Here is a 19,816-nt window from a genome sequence, read left to right as displayed (position 1 = left end):
GGACACTTTATATGGCAGGTACACATATCGAGATCGATCACAATACAGAATCCATCGCAGATGCTCTAAATCGCGTGCTGGCAAATGTGAATGATGCTTCTGAGGCTTTTGCTTCGATTGCTTCCTATTTGGAGCACGCAACCCGAGACCGGTTCGATACACAAACAGCGCCGGATGGTACGCCCTGGGCAGGACATGAGCCTTCCACAACCAAGGCCCGAGAAAAGCAAAACCTCAGAGTTGATAAGATCCTGCATGGTGAAATGCTCAATCTGCGGGATATGATCCATTCCGATTATGGGCCTGACTCAATGTCACTTAGCACAGGCTCTGTAACCAGTCGGTATGCCGCTAAACAGCAATTTGGGGCTGATAATATGACGGTGACTGTAAAGCCGCATCAGCGAAGGATTACCCAAGCCTTTGGTCGTGAGTTAACCGCTCCGATAACTGCTGATGTTGCTGGATACAGTTACACGCTAAACCAGAAGCCTCGCCCGTTTCTGGGTCTGAGCGCCGATGATGAGGATGAGATTATCGGCATCCTGCAGGACTTTCTGTCGGTTGGCGGTTCGCAATAAACCCTGCCTTTAAAATAAGCCTCGTAGCGGGCTTTTCTGTCTGCTGTGGTATATTTCCCCTGCTTTTGTCTTTTCGCAGCTTTTAGCCTGTTTCTGACCTGTTTCTAAAGCGTATGCGGCAAGGGATTTAGACTGTGTTTTTGGTCTGTGCTCTATTCCTCCCCTTTTTTACCCCTGAAAGCCCCAATTGACATTAGAACCCGCTACCCGCGTTCAGCCCCTAATCTGGGGCTATGAAAACACATACGCAATCACAAACCGGCCTGGCTGTTCTGAACAGCACTCAACCGACTCAATCCGTCGGCTTTGCGGCGCTGTCTCTGGAATCCGGTGCTGATGGTTGGTTCCATCTGCTGCCTGCTGGCGAGTTCAAGGCCATCGATGGCCGTCCGTTCGATGTTGAATCCGGCCACTGGATGCTGGATGAAGCCACCGCCCAGGATCTGATTGCGGATCTGAAGTCCCGCGTAAACCCAACCGTTATCGATTACGAACACCAAACCCTGCTGGCGGATAAAAACGGACTGCCTGCACCGGCGTCCGGTTGGATCAAAGATGCCCAGTGGCGAGAGTCCGGCCTGTGGGTTAAAGCCGATTGGACAGAGCGCGCCCAGGGTTACATCAAGGGTGGTGAGTACGCCTATCTGTCTGCGGTGTTCCCTTACGACAAAGCCACCGGCAAACCTCTGTCTTTACATTCTGCGGCGCTGGTGAATCGCCCAGGCTGTGATGGCCTCAGTCCGGTAGCCCTGCGTGCGCTGGATCTTTCTTTATCACCTGACCCTCAACCTGACCTTCAACCTGAACAGGAGTCCGCTATGGAACTTTCTGAACTGATCGCCCTGCTGGGCCTGAATGAATCTGCCACCAAGGAGCAGGTGCTGGAAGCCCTTAAGAAACTGCAGAAAGACAAAGCGGACGGTGATGCTGAAGTTGCCGCCCTAAAGGCTAACCCGCCTAGCGCGGACGTGGATCTGTCCCAGTATGTACCGCTGACCGTCGTAACCGAGATGCAAAGCCAGATGGCGGCACTGTCTGCTCAGGTGCAGACCGGCGGTCTGGATCAGCTGATTAGCGATGCCAAAAAAGAAGGCCGTCTGTTGCCTGCGATGGAAGGCTGGGCGCGGGATCTGGGTAAAAAGGATATCGCCGCGCTGAAAAGCTATCTGGACAAGTCCCAGCCCGTTGCTGCACTGAGTGCCATGCAGGCCGGTGATGAAACACCGCCGCCTAAAGACGGTGCCCACGGCCTGAGCCATGACGAGCTGGAAGCGGCCAAACTGACCGGACGAACCCCGGAAGAATACGCCGCCCTAAAGGCGCTGTAGGTCGGGTTTCAGCCCGACAACCCTGATGCCCGTTTCGCCCTGAGGGGTGATCGACACCGAAACTTTTAAACAGGAGCCTTACTTATGGCCATTGTTACTAACGCCCTTATCCAGGCGCTGTTCACCTCCTGGAAAGCCGACTTTAAAAACGGTCTGGAAGGCGCTGCCCCGCAGTGGAATGAGATCGCGATGGAAGTGAAGTCTGCCAGCAAATCCAACACCTATGGCTGGCTGGGCAAATTCCCGATGTTGCGGGAGTGGATCGGTGATCGTGTGATCAACTCCATGCAGGCCCACGGCTACACCATTGTCAACAAGACCTTTGAAAGCACCGTGGGTGTGGATCGTGACGATATTGAAGATGACAACGTGGGCATCTATTCACCGATCTTTCAGGAGATGGGGCGTGCAGCCCAAATTCAGCCGGATGAACTGATCTACGGACTGCTCAGCGCCGGTACAACCACCCTGTGCTATGACGGACAGAACTTCTTTGATACCGACCACCCCGTGTACCCCAATGCGGATGGCACCGGCACGGCGGAATCGGTATCCAACTGGGATGACAACTCAGACTCAGGCACCGCTTGGTACCTGCTGGATACCTCCCGTGCGGTGAAGCCGTTGATTCTGCAAAGCCGTCGTGCCCCGGCATTTCAGTCCATGACCAAGTTGGATGATGAACAGGTCTTTACCTCCAACGAGTTCCGCTTTGGTGTCGATTGCCGTCGCAATGTGGGCTTCTCCTTTTGGCAGCTGGCCTACGGTTCCCGCAAAGACCTGACCGCAGACAACCTTTGGGCGGCGATCTCTGCCATGCGTGAGTTCAAAGCCGATGGCGGTCAGAAGCTGGGCATCAAACCAACCAAGCTGGTAGTGCCTGCCTCCCTAGAGAAGGTTGCCACCCGCCTGCTGGAGCGTGAGCTGGATGCCAACAGCTCCAACGAGCTGAAAGGTCGCCTTGAGTTGGTTGTGGCGGATTATCTGTAAGTCATCTGTCGCCCTAAAGGGCGACAGATGACTGTAACGCTGTAGGTCGGGCTTTAGCCCGACAATCACGCACCCCGTTTAACGGAGAGGAACATGGTATGCCTATCACGATTGTATCGACCCTTGAAGGTTATCGCCGTGCCGGTATGGCGCACTCTAAAACACCTGTGTCGCATCCTGACGGCACCTTCTCAAAACAACAGCTTGCACAACTGCAAGCTGATCCACGCATCACGATCACATTGGATACGCCAGCCGGTGCGCTTTCTGCCCCTGAAGATATTGCCGATCCGGCAGGTGCTGAGCCTGAAACGGAAGGGGTGCTGGATGATGAGGCACTGGCAGGCGATTTAATGTCCGGCGATGAGCTGGCTGATTTAGTTGCTCATATTTCTGAGCTGGATAGCAAGGATGCCGAACTGTGGATGACCAATGGTGCGCCTAAAACATCGGCGATGCCTTCAGGCACGTCCGCCGATGAGCGTGATGCTGCTTGGGCTGCGTATCAGAGTTTGGTTGCTGAGTCTGCAGAAAGCCAAGAGGCAGAAGAATAATCATGGCTTATTGCACCCGCGCTGAACTGGAGAACCGTTTTGGCAGTTCTGATATTGCCGATCTGGAGTATGGCCGCCCTGGTGCAGTCGATGCAGCGATCACAGGGGCATCCAGCCTAATTGATAGTTATGTCGCTGGGCGCTACGCCCTGCCTCTGGCTGAAGTGCCGCCGGTATTGGCGAATGCGGCATTAGACCTGGTGCGTTATGCGCTGGATGTTGCGCCGTCTGATGTGGTGATTCAGCGTCGCGCGGATGCCGTGAAGTTCCTGGAAGCCCTGGCGCAAGGGCGCGCCACTTTAGGCGTTAGCCAGGAATCGGAACCCGAGAGTATGGACACCGCAGAAATGCAAAATGACGGCCATGTATTTAGCCGTGCGAACACCCGAGGCTTTATCTGATGCTGCTGACGGAAACAGAAGCGCGCCTTGAGTCAATCGCGGACACCCCTTTAGACAACGTGGGATCAGCGATCAGTTTGGCGGCAGCTATGGAGCGTCCGCCGGTTAATGGTGTGAGCGGCTTTGTTGTGCCGGTGGCTGAGCAGCCCGAAAAAAGCCAGCGGGTCTCCGGCCCTGCGGTGCAGAAAATCATGGTCACTATTGGGGTCGTGTTTGCGGTACGCAGTTTGAATGACCGTACCGGAGAGCGCGGCTCTCAGAAGCTTGAAACCGCCCGTGATGCTGTTCGTGACGCCTTATTTGGTTGGCAACCCGAGAGCGCAACTGGCCCCTATCTGTTGAGCAGTAGCGGCCTAATTCGCATGGAGCAAAACACGCTTTGGTGGATGGATCGTTATCAGACACAGATTCAGCGCCGTGCGGCGGCCTGATAAAAACAGTAGGAGTCGATTTTTATGAGCAACAGCAGCAACCGCCGGTATATCGCTATCGGCTTAGAAAATGCCGATGGCAGCGTCACAGGCCCAATGCAGGTTATTGAAGTGCTATCCGGTTTTGCCATTAAGCCCAATGGCGATACCAAAACCCGAGATGTGGTGCGCTCTTCTATGTCTCAGGTGGGTAGCGTTATCGGTGCTAAAAACTGGGATCTCACGATTCCGGTGGAGATGAAAGGTGCCGGTCTGGATACCGACGGCACCACGGTGCTGCCCCCAGCGATGCATCCGCTGTTAATGTCATGCGGCATGGTGTCAGAGGCCGGTGCCATGATTGCCGTGACAGGGCTGCTAGGTTTGCCAAAGCTGGGTGATGAGCTGACCAATACCACCACCCCTGGTGTGGTTGGCACCGTGGCCCATGTGGTGGTGGGTGATGTGGCCGGTGAGGCCGTGATCTGGGTGCGTGATCTGCAAACCGCTCCAACCGCAGCGGATGAACTGGCCGCCGGTGCTGCGACGGCAACCACCGCCAGTGTGGCCGATGCCCTGGTCTATCGCTTAGAGAGTGACCGCACTCAGTACAAAACCGCTGTGATTCACGGCCATATGGATAGCCAGCGGCGTATCGCCACGCGCTCTCGCTCCGACTTTAGCTTTGATTGGACGGCAGGCGAGTTCTGTAAAGCTCAGTTCAGTTTGAAGGGACTGTATCAGTCGCCCGCTAACGTGCCCCTGCCTGATGCTGAGTACAGCGATATTGAGCCGCCTATCGGGCAAAACGCAGGCTTGCAGCTGGGTGATTACCCCACGGATACCGGCACCATTGAAAAGCTCAGCTTCCAGCTGGGGGCTGATATTCAGCCCGTGCCGGATATCAACAGCCCCAATGGCCGTCACAGTTACCGGATTGTCGGACGTAAACCTACGGGCAGTATCGACCCTGAGGTGGTGGATCTTGCGGACTTTAACCCGTTCGATCTATGGGCCAACGGCGGCAAAGCGGCTATTCATGCCACGCTGGGCAGCGTTGCCGGTGAGCGTGTGTCCCTGGTCTTGCCTGCCACCCGTATGACTGGGATCAGTGATAAAGAGCGTGCCGGATCGGATGCCTATGACCTCTCTTTTGATGTCACCGGCATCGATGACGACGAGTTTTATCTCTTCTTCCATTAATTCGTATCGGACTGACCGTGTCGGATGGCGCTGCGCTTATCTGACCTACAGCAAGGAGGATTCCTGATGAGCGGCTATGCCTTGCTGTTAATGCTTCTTCTATTTACCCATTGGAGAAAACCTATGGCTTTAAAACTGAATACCAACCGTACCTTTAACGCCCCGTGTACTGTGTATTTTCAGGATGAAAACGGCAAACCCGCCTCCGGTAGCTTTGGAGCCACCTATAAAGTGGTGCCGATGGACTCCCTTAAAGATGAGCACAATAGCGATAAAACCCTGCTCGATCTTGTGTTAGTGAGTGTGAATGAAAGCGAGTTGGAGCTGCAGGATGAAAACGGCAATCGCCTGACGGGTGATGACCTGATCCGAGCGGTAAAGAATGACCCCGCCATCAGCATGGCCCTGGTCAGCACTTATAACGAGCAGATCACAAAAAAGAACCTGAAGCGAACCTGATTGAGGTCGCTCACCACTGGGCGGATCTTGCTTTAAAAGCATCCCCTGCTGATGCGGGGGATCTGGATCAGCTGATCAGCCCGGACAGCGCGCAAAAAATACGAAACAGCCTTTCAAATTCAGGCCAGCCAAAAGAAGAGCACGTTTGCCTGGTGCTGGAGGAAAACTGGAAAGCGGCCCAACTGTTCTGGGCCTGTGTGAGCAGTTGTTGGCAGTACCTGCCGATGACCGGCATTGTTCAGGGGATGCACTACCCCGCTGTGGATGTTGTGATCCGCCGGGGCGGGTTTGAGCCGATAGCCCCGGATGATTGGCGGCGCTTTCAGGTATTGGAAGCGGAAGCCCGACAGCGGTTGAACCAAAGCAAACCCCAACGATAAAACGGCAGAGCTGAACCATGTCCGATAACCTCAACCTGACTTTGACCTTACGCGCCACCGACCGGGGATTAACCGGTACGGTTCGCGAAGCTCGTGATGGTGTGGGTCAACTGGATGACCAGCTCGGTAAGACCTCTCAATCTACCCGTCAGTTTGCTAAACACACCCGCGATGCGGACAAGAGTACCGGTGGCTTTGCAAAGCGCATGGCCGGTGGTGCTGTGGGTGCCGCTCAATGGGCGCTGGCTCTAGGTACTGCGGCAACCGCTATGACCGGTTACATCGTGGCCACCAATACCGATGCGATCCGGCAGACGGATATGTTTGCTCAGTCGTTGAATATGTCCACTCAGACCATGACCGAGTGGCAATACGCCTCTGAACAAATGGGGCTGTCAGGTGATGGTTTGCAGCAGGTGTTCCAGGATGTCCAGGACAAGCTGGGTGACCTGACAACAACCGGTGGCGGTGAAGCGGTTGATCTGTTTGAAAATCTCAACTTGCAGATGGATGAGCTGATCACCCTGTCTCCGGATAAGCAGCTGTTATCAATCGCTGATGCGATGGACGGCATCAACCAAAATCAAAAAGTCTTCTTTATGGAGTCGCTGGCCAGCGACTCCACCCGTCTGCTGCCTTTATTGCAGGACAATGCGGCAGAGCTGCGACGTCTGCAACTGGAAGCTCAGGTATTGGGTGTCTCCATTAGTGATATTGATGCGGCCAAAGTCACCCAAGCTGGCCGGGCGATGGATCGTACCAAAGGCTTAATGGGTGGTCTGGCTAATGAGATCACCATTGAGCTGGCTCCCGTCCTGACCGGTGTCTCTAATCTGTTGGTAGACAATGCGGTAGAAGCCGGTGGCTTTGGTGATGCCGTCAGAACAACGGTTGATGGTGCGGTAACGGGTATCGGTTTTGTCCTGGATGTTGGTCAGCAATTATTGGTTTGGAGCAAGCACGCTCAGATCGGCATGATGACGCTGGGCCAATATGGCACCGGTGCGATGGCGTCTATTGCGGATACTACTGCAGCTGTCATCAACCTTAGCTTATATCCCTTTCAGCAAACCATTGCCTGGATCATTGAGCAGGTGTCCAGTCTGGTCGAATTAGGCTCCCGTTTCGGTGGCCCGTTTGCAGATTCCTTTAAAGATGCCAGTGAGTGGCTGGGAACCTTCTCTAATGAGGTTAAGCAGTTTGAGGTTCAGGGTGCTGATATTGTGGCGCTGAATGAACGAATGCTTGCTGGCCTATCCACTGCCGCCACAGAGCTGGATGCCCTGATCAATGCAAATGCGCCTTCAGAAGACTTAAAGAACTGGGTTCAAAAGCTACGTGAAGAATCCGAGCAAGCCGCTCAGGCTCAGGTAGATCTGCGTAATGAAACCGGAAAGACCGGTGACGTGGTCGGTGCTGGCGTAGATGTATCGCCCTATGAAAAACTGACTGCTGAGCTGGAATCCCAGTTGGAGCTGGTTGGCCTGTCTGCCCGTGAACTGGCCATAGAAACACAGATTCGCAAATTAAGCGCGCAGGCCACCGATGAACAAAAAGACGCGATCCGACGTTTAGCCGGTGAGCTGTTCGATGCCCAGGAGCAGCAAAAAGGAACTCAGACCACCTTGGAAACCGGCCTGGTCACCCTCACCGCTCTCACCGAACAGGCCGCCGAGCGCATTGATGGCGCGTTTGCAGATGCCTGGGCCAATATAGGTGACGGTTTTGATGGTCTGGCCGATGGCATCCAGGGTGCGTTTACTCAAATGCTCGCAGAAATGGCTCACGAAGCCCTGACGAAACCCATTATTCTCAATGTCCAGCAAAGCATGGGAGAGGCCGGTGCGGCTTCCTCCGCATCGGCTGGAGGCTCTGCATCTGGCGCGGGGCTTGCGGGCGGCGTAGGTATTGCGGGTGGAGCTTTTGCTGCTGCTGCCCTTGTCACGGTGGCGGCGATTAACGCACACAACAAAGCAGATGCGGAGCGGATGAAAAAATACACGGCTGAATACCGCCAGGGTGTTCAGTCTACGGGAACTGTTCTTGGTGATATTAACGCCAAATCCCATTCCGTCTCAGAGCTGACCGCTGAACTGGTGGAGATGAACACCGACGTGCTCGGTGTGAATTTCGACATGCTCGACAGCCTGCGAGCCATTGAATCCGGCATTGCTGGTGTATCCACGGGGATTTCCCGGCAGCTGACGCAGGCAGGCGGGCTGGAGGATTACGCTGGATCAAAGAGCACGTCAGAGTATTTCGATACAACGATAGGGCTTGGCGGCATGATGTCCGGCAGTACAAAAATCCTTGATGCCGCTGGCCTTGGTATCGTCGGAGATTTTGTTGATGGATTGGTTGGAACTATAAGCTCTGCGATTTACAGCAAGAAAAAATCGCTTCAGGACGCTGGTATTGATTTTGCTGAACAGACTCTCGGAGCTGTGATTGATGATGGTTTTGTCTCTGCCGACGCATATCAGCGCGTTAAAACAACCCGGTCTGTTTTGGGTATAAAATCAAGCTCAAGCTCAAAAAATACGCTTGATCTCGATGATTCAATTCAGTACCAGTTGGGAGATGTGTTCAGCAATGCGGCTTCTGTTTTAGCTGATGTTGGTGGCGAGTTAGATTTAAATCTGCAAACCCTCAAAAAAGAGATTGTCGTTGGCACAAGCGAGGTTATTGAGACATGGGGCAACTTCTCGCGCACGACCCTTGAAGATCAGACAGAGCTGGTCGGGACTTCGATGGATAACTTTATCCGCAGCCTGAGCATCGATGCCAGCGAACTGTCCCTGAAAGGCTTGAAAGGCGACGAACTGAGTGCTGAGATTGAAGCCTACATCAGCAGCAATCTGGACACCTGGGCGTCCCAGATGCTGGATGCGGCTGATCTGTCTGGCTGGGTGGAGCAATACCAGCAGGCCGGTGAGGGCGTGTTTCAGACGCTGGGCCGACTGACAGCTCAAAGCCGGTCTTTCCAAGCGACCGCAAGCCAGCTTAACTTGCAGTTTGAGGCGTCCGGCCTTGAGTCCGTCGAGCTAACACAGAGCCTTGCGGGTCTGGCTGGCGGATTTGATCAGCTGCAGTCTCAGACCTCAGCCTATTACAGCAATTACTTTAGCTCAGCAGAACAGCAGGCATATCTACAGCAGCAGCTGACAGCGGCCTTTGCTGAGTACAACGCAGAGCTACCGAAAAGCAAAGCAGAGTACCGCGCATTAGTTGAATCGCTGGACCTGACCAGTGCCAGCGGCCAGCAAGCATATACACGGCTGATGCAGCTGCAGGGCTCGTTTTCGGATTATGTTGACGAGATGGAGTCTGCGGGCATGAAACTTCAGGCCCTTATCGGCGCAAGCCAATCTGAATCGCTGGGCGGTTATCTTCAGAATTTAGCAGACTGGTCTGCAGATGAGCTGTCACGCATCGAGCAAGACTATCAAGAGCGGATCGCCCTGGCCGAAGAGCAATTTCGGATTGGTCGGGAGCTGCGCCAATACGTTGAGCAGCTAAAAATCAGCGAGTTATCGCCCTACGACCCATCCGAAAAACTCGAACTAGCAACGGAGCAGTTTGCTGCATTGCTGGTGAAGGCTGAAGCGGGCGACATGGACGCTGCTGGCCAGTTGCAAAGTACCGCCAATTCGTACCTGCAAAACGCCGATTCGTATTATGGTCGCAGTGATCCTTATACCGCTATTTTTGAGGATGTTAGCCAATCTCTTGACAGTCTCGGCCTCGATATTATGGGCGGGCTAGATGAAGATTCGGTCGAAAAGCTCACCGCGCAAATGCTTTCAGAGCAACAGCGTATTCGCGATTACGCCCGTGAGCAGTTGGATTGGACGGTATCTCAATACGATGCGCTCACGTCCATTAGTCAGCTGCTGGAGTTACTGCCCGAGTCGCTGGCATCTCAGCTTGGGTCCATCACAGGTGCTGCGGCATCTTCATCGGCTACTGAGTCGCTGTTGCTATCCCAGTGGGATCAGATGGGCGGCGGTGCTTACAGTAATACAGACCTGTCGAGCTATGCCGCCGCGATTGATTCCGGCGCGGTGGATCGCTCTGCAATTAACGCTGATCTGGCGTACTACCAGCAGAACCAGTCTGCAGCGATGCAGCAAGTGCTTGATCTTTGGGAGGCTACTGGCGGGGGCAGTTATAACGATGCCGATCTGAGTCGATATGCGGCAGATATTGCTGCTGGCAAAGGCACGCTATCTGTCGCTGATCTTGAGCATTACCGTGCAACTCACGGCTCACACGCGAAGGGTCTAAATAGCGTCCCGTTTGACGGTTACCGTGCGGAGCTGCATCAGTCCGAGATGGTACTCACTGCAGACGTGGCGGATCATATTCGTCAGTCGATGCGGGTAGGTGTTTCGCAGTCTCCGCAGGTCATTGTACAAACCGATCCTGCGTTAATTGCAGAGCTGCAGCAGTTGCGCAGCGAAGTAGCCCAGCTAAGGGCGGAGCGCGCTCAATCTGCAAGCAAAGCGGAGCAGCAGCGTACAGCTCAAACCGATGCCACTGAAACGCTGGTACGCACTAATCGTACGCCGGTGAAAATACCATGATGACAGAGCAGCAATATGCAAACTGGTTGCGGAATCCATCGGCTGTGCGTGTGTTGTTGGCAGAGCTGCATCATGCAAATGGTGTGGAGTATGTCGCAACCCGACCGTATATCTCAAAGCCCACGGACAGCTTGCCGAACCAGCCATTTAACGATGTGTTGTCATCGGCTGTGGATGTCTCAACACGGTTGGATGCTCAGGTTGATCTGGGCGACATCAAATTAACCGATGACGGCCATTTAACTCACTGGCGTGAGTACAGTTGGGCAGGCTGGCCGGTGGTGTTGCGCCTTGGTGACAGTAGTTGGAGCTACGATGATTTTAGAGTCATCGCCAACCAGATTAACGCCGGTATTGGCAGCGCCCGTAGGGGTGAGATTGTGATGGGTATCTATGATGCTACTGCACAGTTAGACACTCCCATCGAGCGGGATCTGATCAACGGCCAGTCGGTGCCTTTAGTTTTTGGTTCGGTATTTGGAGGGGTTGCTCAGCGGGTTAACACCACTGAATTGCGTTACCGCGCTTCATGGCTGCCGGTAACTGGGCTGGTCGTGCGAGACGGCACCGGCCCTGTGATCAGTCATACCCCAGATTACAGTAATGGTAGTTTTGTTGCTTCGGCTTACAGTCCACGCACGCTGAGCTGTGAGATTACAGAGCCGCACAACACGCCAGAACTGATTATCAACTGGGTGGCTAATCATTATGGCATTACGGTTGATCCGGCGCTGACTCTGCCCAGCGTTAGCGTTGGGCTACGTTATGATGGCGACGTATCGGGTCGTCAGATTTTAGATGACGTATGTAGCGCCATCGGGGCTTTTTGGCAGATCAATCTACTGGGTCAGCTGACTGTTCAGCGGCTTGAAGCCCCTGGTGTGCCGGATCTGATCATTGATGCAGACGACATCGAATATGGTCGCATTGCTTTGGTCGCAACAGAGCAACCCTGGCGCAGTCTGTCAGTCAACTACGGTCGTAACTACAACGTGCTGAGCGAAGTAGCGGGCAGCATTGAAGATACCGATCCGGTGCTTGCGGAACGCCTGCGAACCGAAAACCAAACCGTGACCCAAACCCAATCACTACCCAATTACCCACTGGCTGAAGAAATTACGCGGGATCTGGCACTAACCAGTGCCACAGATGCCACGGCTGAATGTGCGCGGTTGCTGGCACTGCGCAGTGTCCAGCGGGAGCGCTGGGAGCTGACCATTATGCTGCAACCAGAGGTTGATCTGGTGGGCAAGACTTTACAGGTCAATCACCCACGGCTGACAGGTCGCACAGGCCGCATTATCAGCAACCGCATGGCACCCATCAAAAACAAGCTGCAAATAGAGGTGTGGTACTGATATGGCAAAAAACCAACTGCGCATCCTTGCAGACAACCTGCACGACACAGCTGTATTAACAGCCACAAGCGAGGCGCTGCCCATCGCCAACACCCAGCGTTCAGAACGCCCAATGGTATGGCGGTCAGCAGACCTGCAAACTCAGGTTATTGAAGCGACGTTACCCACGGGTGGCTGGGTCGATTGCATTGCATTGGCTCGGCATAACTTGGGCGGCGCAGGCGTCCTGAAAATTGAGTTTTTTAATGCTGGTACTCAAGTTGGTGAGACGATTACAGCGCCAACGGCTCTGCTGATTCCTGCGGGGCTTTGGCGAGCGGGTATCGATGGCTGGGGGGCGTCTTATAACGATGAGATGCCCGCAGGTTCGCCGCTGGGTATTCACTGGCTGGATACGCCTGTGGTGATCGACAGCTACAGAATCACGCTGGAGGGTGGCGGCCCCGATAGTTATATCGAAATCGGTCGTATTTTTGTCGGCCTTTCGTTTAGCCCTGCCGTGAATTTTAACTGGGGTTTGCAAGTTCAATGGCAAGAAAATGCCGAGCACATTCCCACGGAGGGCGGCTCACTGCGTACAGTTGGTGGGGGGGATCTGCGGAGAAGCTTTGCGCTCCAGCTTGACTGGCTGAACGATGCGGATCGTGTGCAGCTGGTTACTCAGCTCGTTCGAGTCGGTCTGGGTGCGGATCTGCTGGTTGCGCTCTATCCCAAAGGTAACGATCTGCTGCAGCTGGAGCACACCATGGTCTGCCGCCGTGAATCATCATTCAGCCACACCCATAACCATTTCCAAAACTGGCAGGCCAGCCTGCAATTTATAGAGGTGTAATGTATGCCTGGAAACACAGTCGACATCCGCGTACCCGGCGTTGTCGATCTCACGCAATATCGCGTTAAGATCAACGATACTATTGCTTTTATTGAAAAAATTAATGGCACCCAGAGCGACTTAGAAAACTGGGCGAAGGAGCTTACGTTCTGCGCTGAAGACCTACAGTCAGCAGCGGATCAGATTGGTACTCGTCACGCGGAGATTGTTCAGGCCGGAGCGCTGGTGGCTGATGATAAGGCGATCGTGCAGCAGCTGCGCACAGAAACCGGAGAGCAAAGAGAGCTGGCGGAAGCGGCGGCAGGTATAGCAACGAACGCAGCCGCCGCCGCAGTCGCGGTCGGTAACTACCAGGGGCGCTGGGAAGAAGCGACGGGCGCGGCCTCGTCTGGTGGGTCTTACGTCTATGGGGGTAGTTTGTGGTTGTTGCTGGTGGACGTTGCAGACATTACGTTAAGTGAACCGGGTAACGGGAATGACGACTGGTTACTAGCCGGTGGGGATGCTGCTCCCGACCCAAGCCCTGACCCCAGCCCTGATCCTGATCCAGAGATAGATCCTGTGGTGGGGAATATCGAGTACTCACTGCGACCACTGGATCAAACGGGTGATTACGTGCTTCCGGGTCGAGTATATGCCAGGGATGACTGGCCTGAGCTGAGTGCGGCTATCGGGGTAGGTCATGCAGCTCACACGATAAAAGACGCTAACCCTGATGTCTCTCTATCTGGGGTGGCACAACACGCAGAGTTTAGTGCTTTTGGCAATTATCTGGCGGTGTCTACTAGCACCTCGTCAGATACGGCTTGGCTACAGATGTGGGCATACGTTGCTGGAGAGTTACGAAAAACTGACACCCCTGATCGACCCGGCACCGTCTCGCGGTTCGGTTGGAGTGGTGATGGTCGATTCTTTGGCGCAGCACTGACATCTTCCCCGTGGGCCGCAGCTTACGAGTTAGTAGACGGAGAGCTTGTGGCTTTCAATGGTCTTTCAATCTCGGGTTCTCGTAGTACGTCAAAAGAGTTTCTATGGTCTCCTGACGTAACTAGGGCTGCAGTGGTTTCGTATGCTTCCTCAGGCTCCCACGTCATTGTCACGCTATGCAATCGCACGGGCCGGACTCTAAGTAGCGTTGACTATCTTACGCAAACAGACTTGGGCGCAAGCTCCAGAGGGGATGCGGGAGTATGGCTTGATGATTCAACTATTCTGGTCGGGGGCAATTTTAATTTTAACTCTACTGCAAGCAGGCTGCTGATTGTTGACGTCGTTGATGGAGAGTTGGTGCCAAGGGGTGTCCCGTCTGTCGATGTTAGTACTAATCCATCTCACATCGTTAAAAGCGGTCAGTGGGTGGCGGTTGGGTACAGTAGTTGGGTCTCGCTGTACGATTACAGTAGCGGTGACCTGGTGCATGTGGCTGACTGGCAGTTTGCGGCTGCAGTTAATCATCTTAGTTTGCGAGATGAGCGTTTGCTTGTTGGGGGGCAGTGGCTTTATGTTTACGATGATGTAGCAGATGCGTGGAATGAAGTGCCGATCAGTTCCCCTTCTACTAGCGACGTAGGGGTACCTGCTGACTTACACCCTGTTGACGAAGTAATTGTTGCTTGTCCGGCAAATAGTGTTATGAGCGTGATCGAAGCTGACGGTCGGTTCTTGCCTCTGGAGCACACGGCAGACGCGGGCGGCACAATTTACAGCCTCGCTATGTCCCCTAATGGCGCGATGTTAGCTGTAGGGCTAAATAGCACCCAGGCAAACAGGCTGCAGGCGTTTGAGTATGATTCTTCAGGATTAATCCCGGTTGCTGTGGACACGCAGCCTGGGTCGAACATTGCGCGTTACTCAGGTATTTCTTGGAGTCCGAACTCCACCTACCTGATGGTGGGTTCATCAGGAGCCCCTCGACTGGGTTATTACGAGTCTACTGTAGATGGCCTGGTCAGATTACCCGACCCAGTGGTACAACCCACTGCTGCTGTTACGTGCACGGGATGGTCGGAGGACTCGGTGTACTCTGCCATCGGGCAAGGCAACTCTGCTCCAAGGCTGCGACTGTATAAGCGGGTGGGCGCGTATTTCAATGAGGTAACCAGTATAGACGCGTTGCCCGCGTCGGAAGTTAACGCTGTGCTGTGGGTGGGTAGCTACTTGATCGTAGGCACCCGATATGCTCCATTTCTTTGGGTGTATGAGCGGGATGGAGACACCTTCACGCTGCTGGAGGCCCAGCCCAATTACCCTAGCTACGAGGTGGAATATCTTTCGGCGGCTTCTTCTGAGGATTATGGAACTGAAATTTACGTCTCCACCGGTGGTTCGTCCCCGACCATTTGTTACACGTTTAATGACGGGGTGCTCACCACAAAAGCAGCTCCTCCCTTCGCAATGCGTGCCGGCACCTACACTGTTTGTGCGCCTGATGGTTCCAGGGTGGCTCAGGTCAGTTCCTCGGACCCTCATGTTTCGGTGCTTCAGCGTGGGGTTGAGGGTTACTGGACGCCGCAGGCTGTAGAGGATGTAGTAAAGCTCGCATCTCCTTATTGCCCTCCGGCGCTGAGCGTTAATGGGTGGATGGCTTTAGCCCAGGCATCCGATATATTTAGCTACGGATCAGAGGTGTCCGGGTATTCTACAGACCTCTCAATTCAGCCTTTGCTTGGTAGTGTAGATGCAGTGAAAGTGTCACACGCCGGAAAGTACATGCTTGCTGCACATTCTGCGCATATGGGGCAGACCCTGGCGATGTATGAGCAAAGAGTTCCTTATCGGTGGACTAAGCTAAGTCTTGGGGTTGAGCAGCCATCTACAACCTTTCATAACTGGAGGTGCATTGCTTGGTCAAAAGACGATAACTATTTTGCTGTTGTCGGGGCGTCAGGCTACGTTGCGATCTATACCAATCATGGTGACGGCACGTTCACGATTCTGTGGGAGCAGACTATTTCCGGGGCCTCGCATGGGTATGTGGTCGACTGGTCGCATGACAGCAGCAAAGTGGCGTTAGGGTTTAGTGGCTCGTCTGGAGATTACCGATTGGTTGTGCTGGCCATTGACGAGTTTGGGGGTGTTGAGCAATTACCTCCGCCGGACGTGGGGCCTGTGGGGGCAATAGTGGATCTATCGTTCACCGCAGACGACTGTATTGTTGTCAAAAATACGTCAACGCACATCGAGTCGTACTTGTTTGAGTCGGACGCCAGCTTGGTTAAAACAGGTTGGAGTTACACTGGGGTCGCGAATAGCTATTCGTTCAGTTACCGGAATGGAGTAATGGTGACGGGGATGGATGACGTCATTCAAAAATTTGACTACCTGGGGTCTGGAATGTTCGATGAGCCGACCATTTACGATGTGGCTCTAGCTAACTCCGGTTCCCGCATTGAATTAACACCAGATGGTAAGTTTGTCGTGAATTACTATGGTGCAGCACCGCAGGTAATAAAGCTGGGAGAGACTGCGGTTCCCTTTGAGTTTGAGGGCTCTTTTCTATCAAACGTAGGGTGCGTCACCGAGGATCAATCGATGACCATACGGTTTGAGTCGGATGGTCTTACCCCGGTCGTAATGCTGGAAGATTACCCTTTTGATCCAGCGCATGAATTTTATGTGCCGGAAGTGCGTAGTGTTGCACAGCAATCACGAAACGCCTGGGCTGGCATCGCACCTGCAACCTTTGTGAGGGCTAAGTCGTGAGTCAAATAAGGATTGTACAGGTATATCAGTTGGATGAGCTTAACCGATTTACGGGTGCCGTGCGGCGCATAAGGCAAGGGGCGGGTGTGCCGCTGGGATGGACAAGATCAAAACCCCCGAAAGAGGGTGCTCGCCTGACCGCTCGAGGCTGGGTGACATAGTTCCCAGATATAAAAATAAAGCCCCTTTGGAAAGGGCGCGGTTTCGTTTGAGGCAAAAGAAATCTCCCAGCGGCCATGCCAACTAATACATAAACAGATGGGGTTGTGCTATAAAGCTCTTCCATTAACTTATACAAGGAGCGTTACATGAGTCTGATTGGTAATATCATCTGGTTTATTTTGGGCGGGTTCGTGATGGGACTGTCTTGGTGGATTGTCGGAGTCGTTGCATTCTGCACCATTATTGGAATTCCCTGGGGCAGATCCTGCTTTGTCATAGGTTCGTTTTCATTTTTTCCCTTTGGAAAGCAAACGATCAATCGTAAGGAGCTAACTGGCAAATTTGATACTGGCACTAGCCCTTTAGGAACAATCGGCAATATCATCTGGATTATTGTCGCAGGGATCTGGTTGGCCATTGGGCACGTTGTATCTGCAATCGCTTGTGCTATCACAATTATTGGAATCCCGTTTGCGGTTCAGCACATCAAATTGGCTGCAGTCTCATTGGCCCCTGTTGGTCAAACTGTCGTTAGTAATGAAGTTGCTGAAGCTACTCGCAGAGCTGCTGCAGATAAAGAGCTGGCAAAAATAAGAAGCTGATCTCAGAGTTCATAAGCCTCCAATGTGGAGGCTTTTTTGTGGTAAGAAATTGTTGGAAATGTGTTTTGTATTCTGAAAGGAATTTCTATATCAATTATCGCGCTGACGGTTCGCAAAAATAACGCGCGGCTACACTGGCTCATAAAAAAATATAAAAATTATATTTTTATATTTACATTGTTTCTACTTTGTCTTACAAACGTAAATGCATTTTGGCCCTATGACGTTGTGCACTGCATTTGGTCGTCAGACATTTTTGGTGGTGCCAGGGCTTTTTCATACTAAACCCGGAGTAGTGACGGATGGCTAGCAAAAATTCAGGGTCGGTGGCGCCAAAGGAAAGAATTAATATTTCCTATCGCCCGGCTACTGGCGGTGCGAAAGAGCGTGTGGAGCTCCCTTTTAAAGTTCTGGTAATGGGGCAGTTTACCCCGGATCCAGATGAAAATGTGCTGGATGAGCGTGCGACCAAGAATGTGAATCGGGCCAACTTTGATGAAGTAATGTCGGGTATGAATCTGAAGTTGGATTTCTCAGTGCCGAACAAGCTGAATTCTGATGGCGATGATATTTCGGTGAGCCTTGATGCAAAAAGCCTGAAGGACTTAGAGCCGGATAATATTGTTCAGGCTGTACCGGAGCTTCAGAAGGTTTTGCAACTACGTGAAGCTCTGAAAGCTTTGAAAGGGCCTCTGGGCAATACGCCTAAAATGCGTAAAACAATACAGTTAATGCTGGAAGATAAAGACTCCCGTAAGAAACTGATGCAAGAACTCGGTCTGAAGAAATAGGGGCGAAGAGATGAGCGAAGAGATCCAGGTAAAAGAGCAAACTCAATCTCAGCCTCTGGTTGGTGAGATCCTTGAGTTCACCCGTCTGGCAGAACAGGATGAAGGCTATGAGCTTGCTCGACAGGGCGTTGAGGCGATGCTTTCTGAACTGCTAACTCAGTCCGAACCGGTTGAGCGTGTTGATAAATCCTTAGTTGACCAAATGATCGAAGAGCTGGATCAACGGCTGGGGCAGCAGTTGGATGCTATTTTGCACAATGAGGAATTCCAGAAACTGGAGTCTTCATGGCGCGGGCTGGCATTTTTGGTTAACCGGACTGACTTTAGTGAAAACATCCGTATTGAACTACTGAATGTCGACAAACATGAGCTGCTTGAAGATTTCGAAGACGCCCCTGAGCTGAATCAGACAGCCATGTTCCAGAAAGTTTATACCGAGGAATATGGTCAGTTTGGTGGTGAACCCTATGGTGTGCTGGTTGGTGGTTATGAGTTTGGGCCTGGCGCGCAGGATATAAAACTGCTTGAGAGCCTTTCTGGTTTGGCTGCGGTCACTCATGCACCTTTCATTGGCTCAGTGGGCCCCTCGTTCTTTGGGTTGGATGAGTATGATGAACTGCCGGACCTGAAAGAACTGGATTCACTGTTTGAAGGGCCTCAATACCTTAAGTGGCGCGGCCTGCGTGATACTGATGACTCACGCAATATTGGCCTGACTTTGCCGCGCTTTATGGGGCGCATGGCATATGGCGAGAGTAAGCCAGTCAAGAGCTTTAGCTACAGCGAAGAGGTAGAGCAGAAATCTGACTATCTTTGGGTTAACGCAGCCTATGCTTATGCCACCCGTCTGGTTGATAGCTTCGCTCAATACCGCTGGTGCCCTAATATCATCGGGCCTCAGTCCGGTGGTGCCGTTACAGACCTGTCCGTTCATCTGATTGATCGTGATGGAACAAAATTTCTGAACGGGCCTGTGGAAACTTATATATCAGACAGAAAAGAATACGAGCTGTCAGATCTTGGGTTTATTCCACTGACACAGCGTAAAAATGCTGATAATGCGACTTTTTTCTCTTCGAATTCTGTTCAACGACCTAAGCAGTTTGGTACTGAGCCCGATGAGCGTCAGGCCGAGCTGAATTATCGTCTCGGCACTCAGCTTCCGTATCTGTTTATCGTGAACCGCCTGGCGCATTACATTAAAGTTCTGCAGCGTGAGAATCTGGGGAGCTGGAAGAGTCGTGCAGACCTCGAGGGCGAACTGAACCGCTGGGTTCGTCAATATGTTGCCGATCAGGAAAACCCGTCTCCGGCTACCCGAAGCCGACGGCCACTAAGGAAGGCTTTGGTTACTGTAACAGAAATTGACGGAGATGCGGGCTGGTATCAGGTTGGTCTGGAAGTTACGCCTCACTTCAAGTTCATGGGTGCCAACTTTACTCTCTCCCTTACCGGTCTGTTAGATCGCGTTTAATGC

At 53.0% G+C, this 19,816-nt stretch carries 16 protein-coding genes; all 16 read left to right on the top strand.

All coding sequences use genetic code 11. From position 1 onward, the window contains the following. Positions 1-11 precede the first annotated feature (11 nt). The 16 genes from ACN0R8_RS03155 to tssC all read left to right on the top strand — a co-directional run bounded on the left by ACN0R8_RS03155 (position 12) and on the right by tssC (position 19,813). Positions 12-581, top strand: a complete 570-nt coding sequence (locus ACN0R8_RS03155) for a phage virion morphogenesis protein (protein WP_417594989.1) — start codon at positions 12-14, stop codon at positions 579-581. Between the two features lie 233 nt (positions 582-814). Further along, on the top strand, positions 815-1,909 hold the full coding sequence (locus tag ACN0R8_RS03150; protein ID WP_417594987.1) for a phage protease: 1,095 nt from the start codon (positions 815-817) through the stop codon (positions 1,907-1,909). Between the two features lie 84 nt (positions 1,910-1,993). Further along, positions 1,994-2,899: a Mu-like prophage major head subunit gpT family protein gene (locus tag ACN0R8_RS03145; RefSeq protein WP_417594985.1), complete on the top strand. Its 906-nt coding sequence runs from the start codon at positions 1,994-1,996 to the stop codon at positions 2,897-2,899. Positions 2,900-2,997: 98 nt separating this feature from the next. Next, the gene (locus ACN0R8_RS03140; RefSeq protein ID WP_417594983.1) at positions 2,998-3,453 is read left to right on the top strand and encodes an HI1506-related protein; all 456 of its coding nucleotides are present in this window, start codon (positions 2,998-3,000) and stop codon (positions 3,451-3,453) included. A 2-nt stretch (positions 3,454-3,455) separates the two neighbouring features. Beyond that, positions 3,456-3,854, top strand: a complete 399-nt coding sequence (locus ACN0R8_RS03135; RefSeq protein WP_417594981.1) for a gp436 family protein — start codon at positions 3,456-3,458, stop codon at positions 3,852-3,854. Further along, complete coding sequence (locus ACN0R8_RS03130) at positions 3,854-4,285, top strand: hypothetical protein (RefSeq protein ID WP_417594979.1); 432 nt, start codon at positions 3,854-3,856, stop codon at positions 4,283-4,285. The genes ACN0R8_RS03135 and ACN0R8_RS03130 overlap by 1 nt, the downstream gene beginning before the upstream one ends. Positions 4,286-4,309: 24 nt before the next feature. Beyond that, positions 4,310-5,467, top strand: a complete 1,158-nt coding sequence (locus ACN0R8_RS03125; protein WP_417594977.1) for a hypothetical protein — start codon at positions 4,310-4,312, stop codon at positions 5,465-5,467. A 123-nt stretch (positions 5,468-5,590) separates the two neighbouring features. Next, positions 5,591-5,926, top strand: coding sequence for a hypothetical protein (locus ACN0R8_RS03120; RefSeq protein ID WP_417594975.1), 336 nt, complete (start codon positions 5,591-5,593; stop codon positions 5,924-5,926). A gap of 152 nt (positions 5,927-6,078) precedes the next feature. Further along, positions 6,079-6,306: a hypothetical protein gene (locus tag ACN0R8_RS03115; protein WP_417594973.1), complete on the top strand. Its 228-nt coding sequence runs from the start codon at positions 6,079-6,081 to the stop codon at positions 6,304-6,306. Between the two features lie 17 nt (positions 6,307-6,323). Beyond that, positions 6,324-10,892, top strand: a complete 4,569-nt coding sequence (locus ACN0R8_RS03110; protein WP_417594971.1) for a hypothetical protein — start codon at positions 6,324-6,326, stop codon at positions 10,890-10,892. Next, a complete protein-coding gene (locus tag ACN0R8_RS03105; protein ID WP_417594969.1) occupies positions 10,889-12,250 on the top strand; it encodes a hypothetical protein in 1,362 nt (453 codons plus the stop codon). Before ACN0R8_RS03110 ends, ACN0R8_RS03105 begins: the two co-directional genes overlap by 4 nt. A 1-nt stretch (position 12,251) precedes the next feature. After that, entirely contained in the window at positions 12,252-13,082 is an 831-nt protein-coding gene (locus tag ACN0R8_RS03100; protein ID WP_417594967.1) for a hypothetical protein, read from the top strand. A 3-nt stretch (positions 13,083-13,085) separates the two neighbouring features. Continuing rightward, positions 13,086-16,784 (top strand): hypothetical protein, encoded by a 3,699-nt coding sequence (locus ACN0R8_RS03095; protein ID WP_417594965.1) that lies wholly within the window; start codon positions 13,086-13,088, stop codon positions 16,782-16,784. 308 nt (positions 16,785-17,092) lie between these two features. Next, positions 17,093-17,548, top strand: a complete 456-nt coding sequence (locus ACN0R8_RS03090) for a YccF domain-containing protein (protein WP_417594963.1) — start codon at positions 17,093-17,095, stop codon at positions 17,546-17,548. Between the two features lie 302 nt (positions 17,549-17,850). Beyond that, positions 17,851-18,339, top strand: a complete 489-nt coding sequence (gene tssB / locus ACN0R8_RS03085) for a type VI secretion system contractile sheath small subunit (protein ID WP_417594961.1) — start codon at positions 17,851-17,853, stop codon at positions 18,337-18,339. 10 nt (positions 18,340-18,349) lie between these two features. Further along, positions 18,350-19,813: a type VI secretion system contractile sheath large subunit gene (tssC, locus tag ACN0R8_RS03080; RefSeq protein ID WP_417594959.1), complete on the top strand. Its 1,464-nt coding sequence runs from the start codon at positions 18,350-18,352 to the stop codon at positions 19,811-19,813. The last annotated feature ends 3 nt before the right edge of the window (positions 19,814-19,816 follow it).

This window comes from Oceanospirillum sp. (assembly GCF_048265165.1).
Taxonomy (GTDB): Bacteria; Pseudomonadota; Gammaproteobacteria; order Pseudomonadales; family Halomonadaceae; genus Oceanospirillum.
The sequence above is the reverse complement of the archived record's forward strand: the minus strand, read 5'-3'. Positions and strand labels throughout refer to the sequence as shown.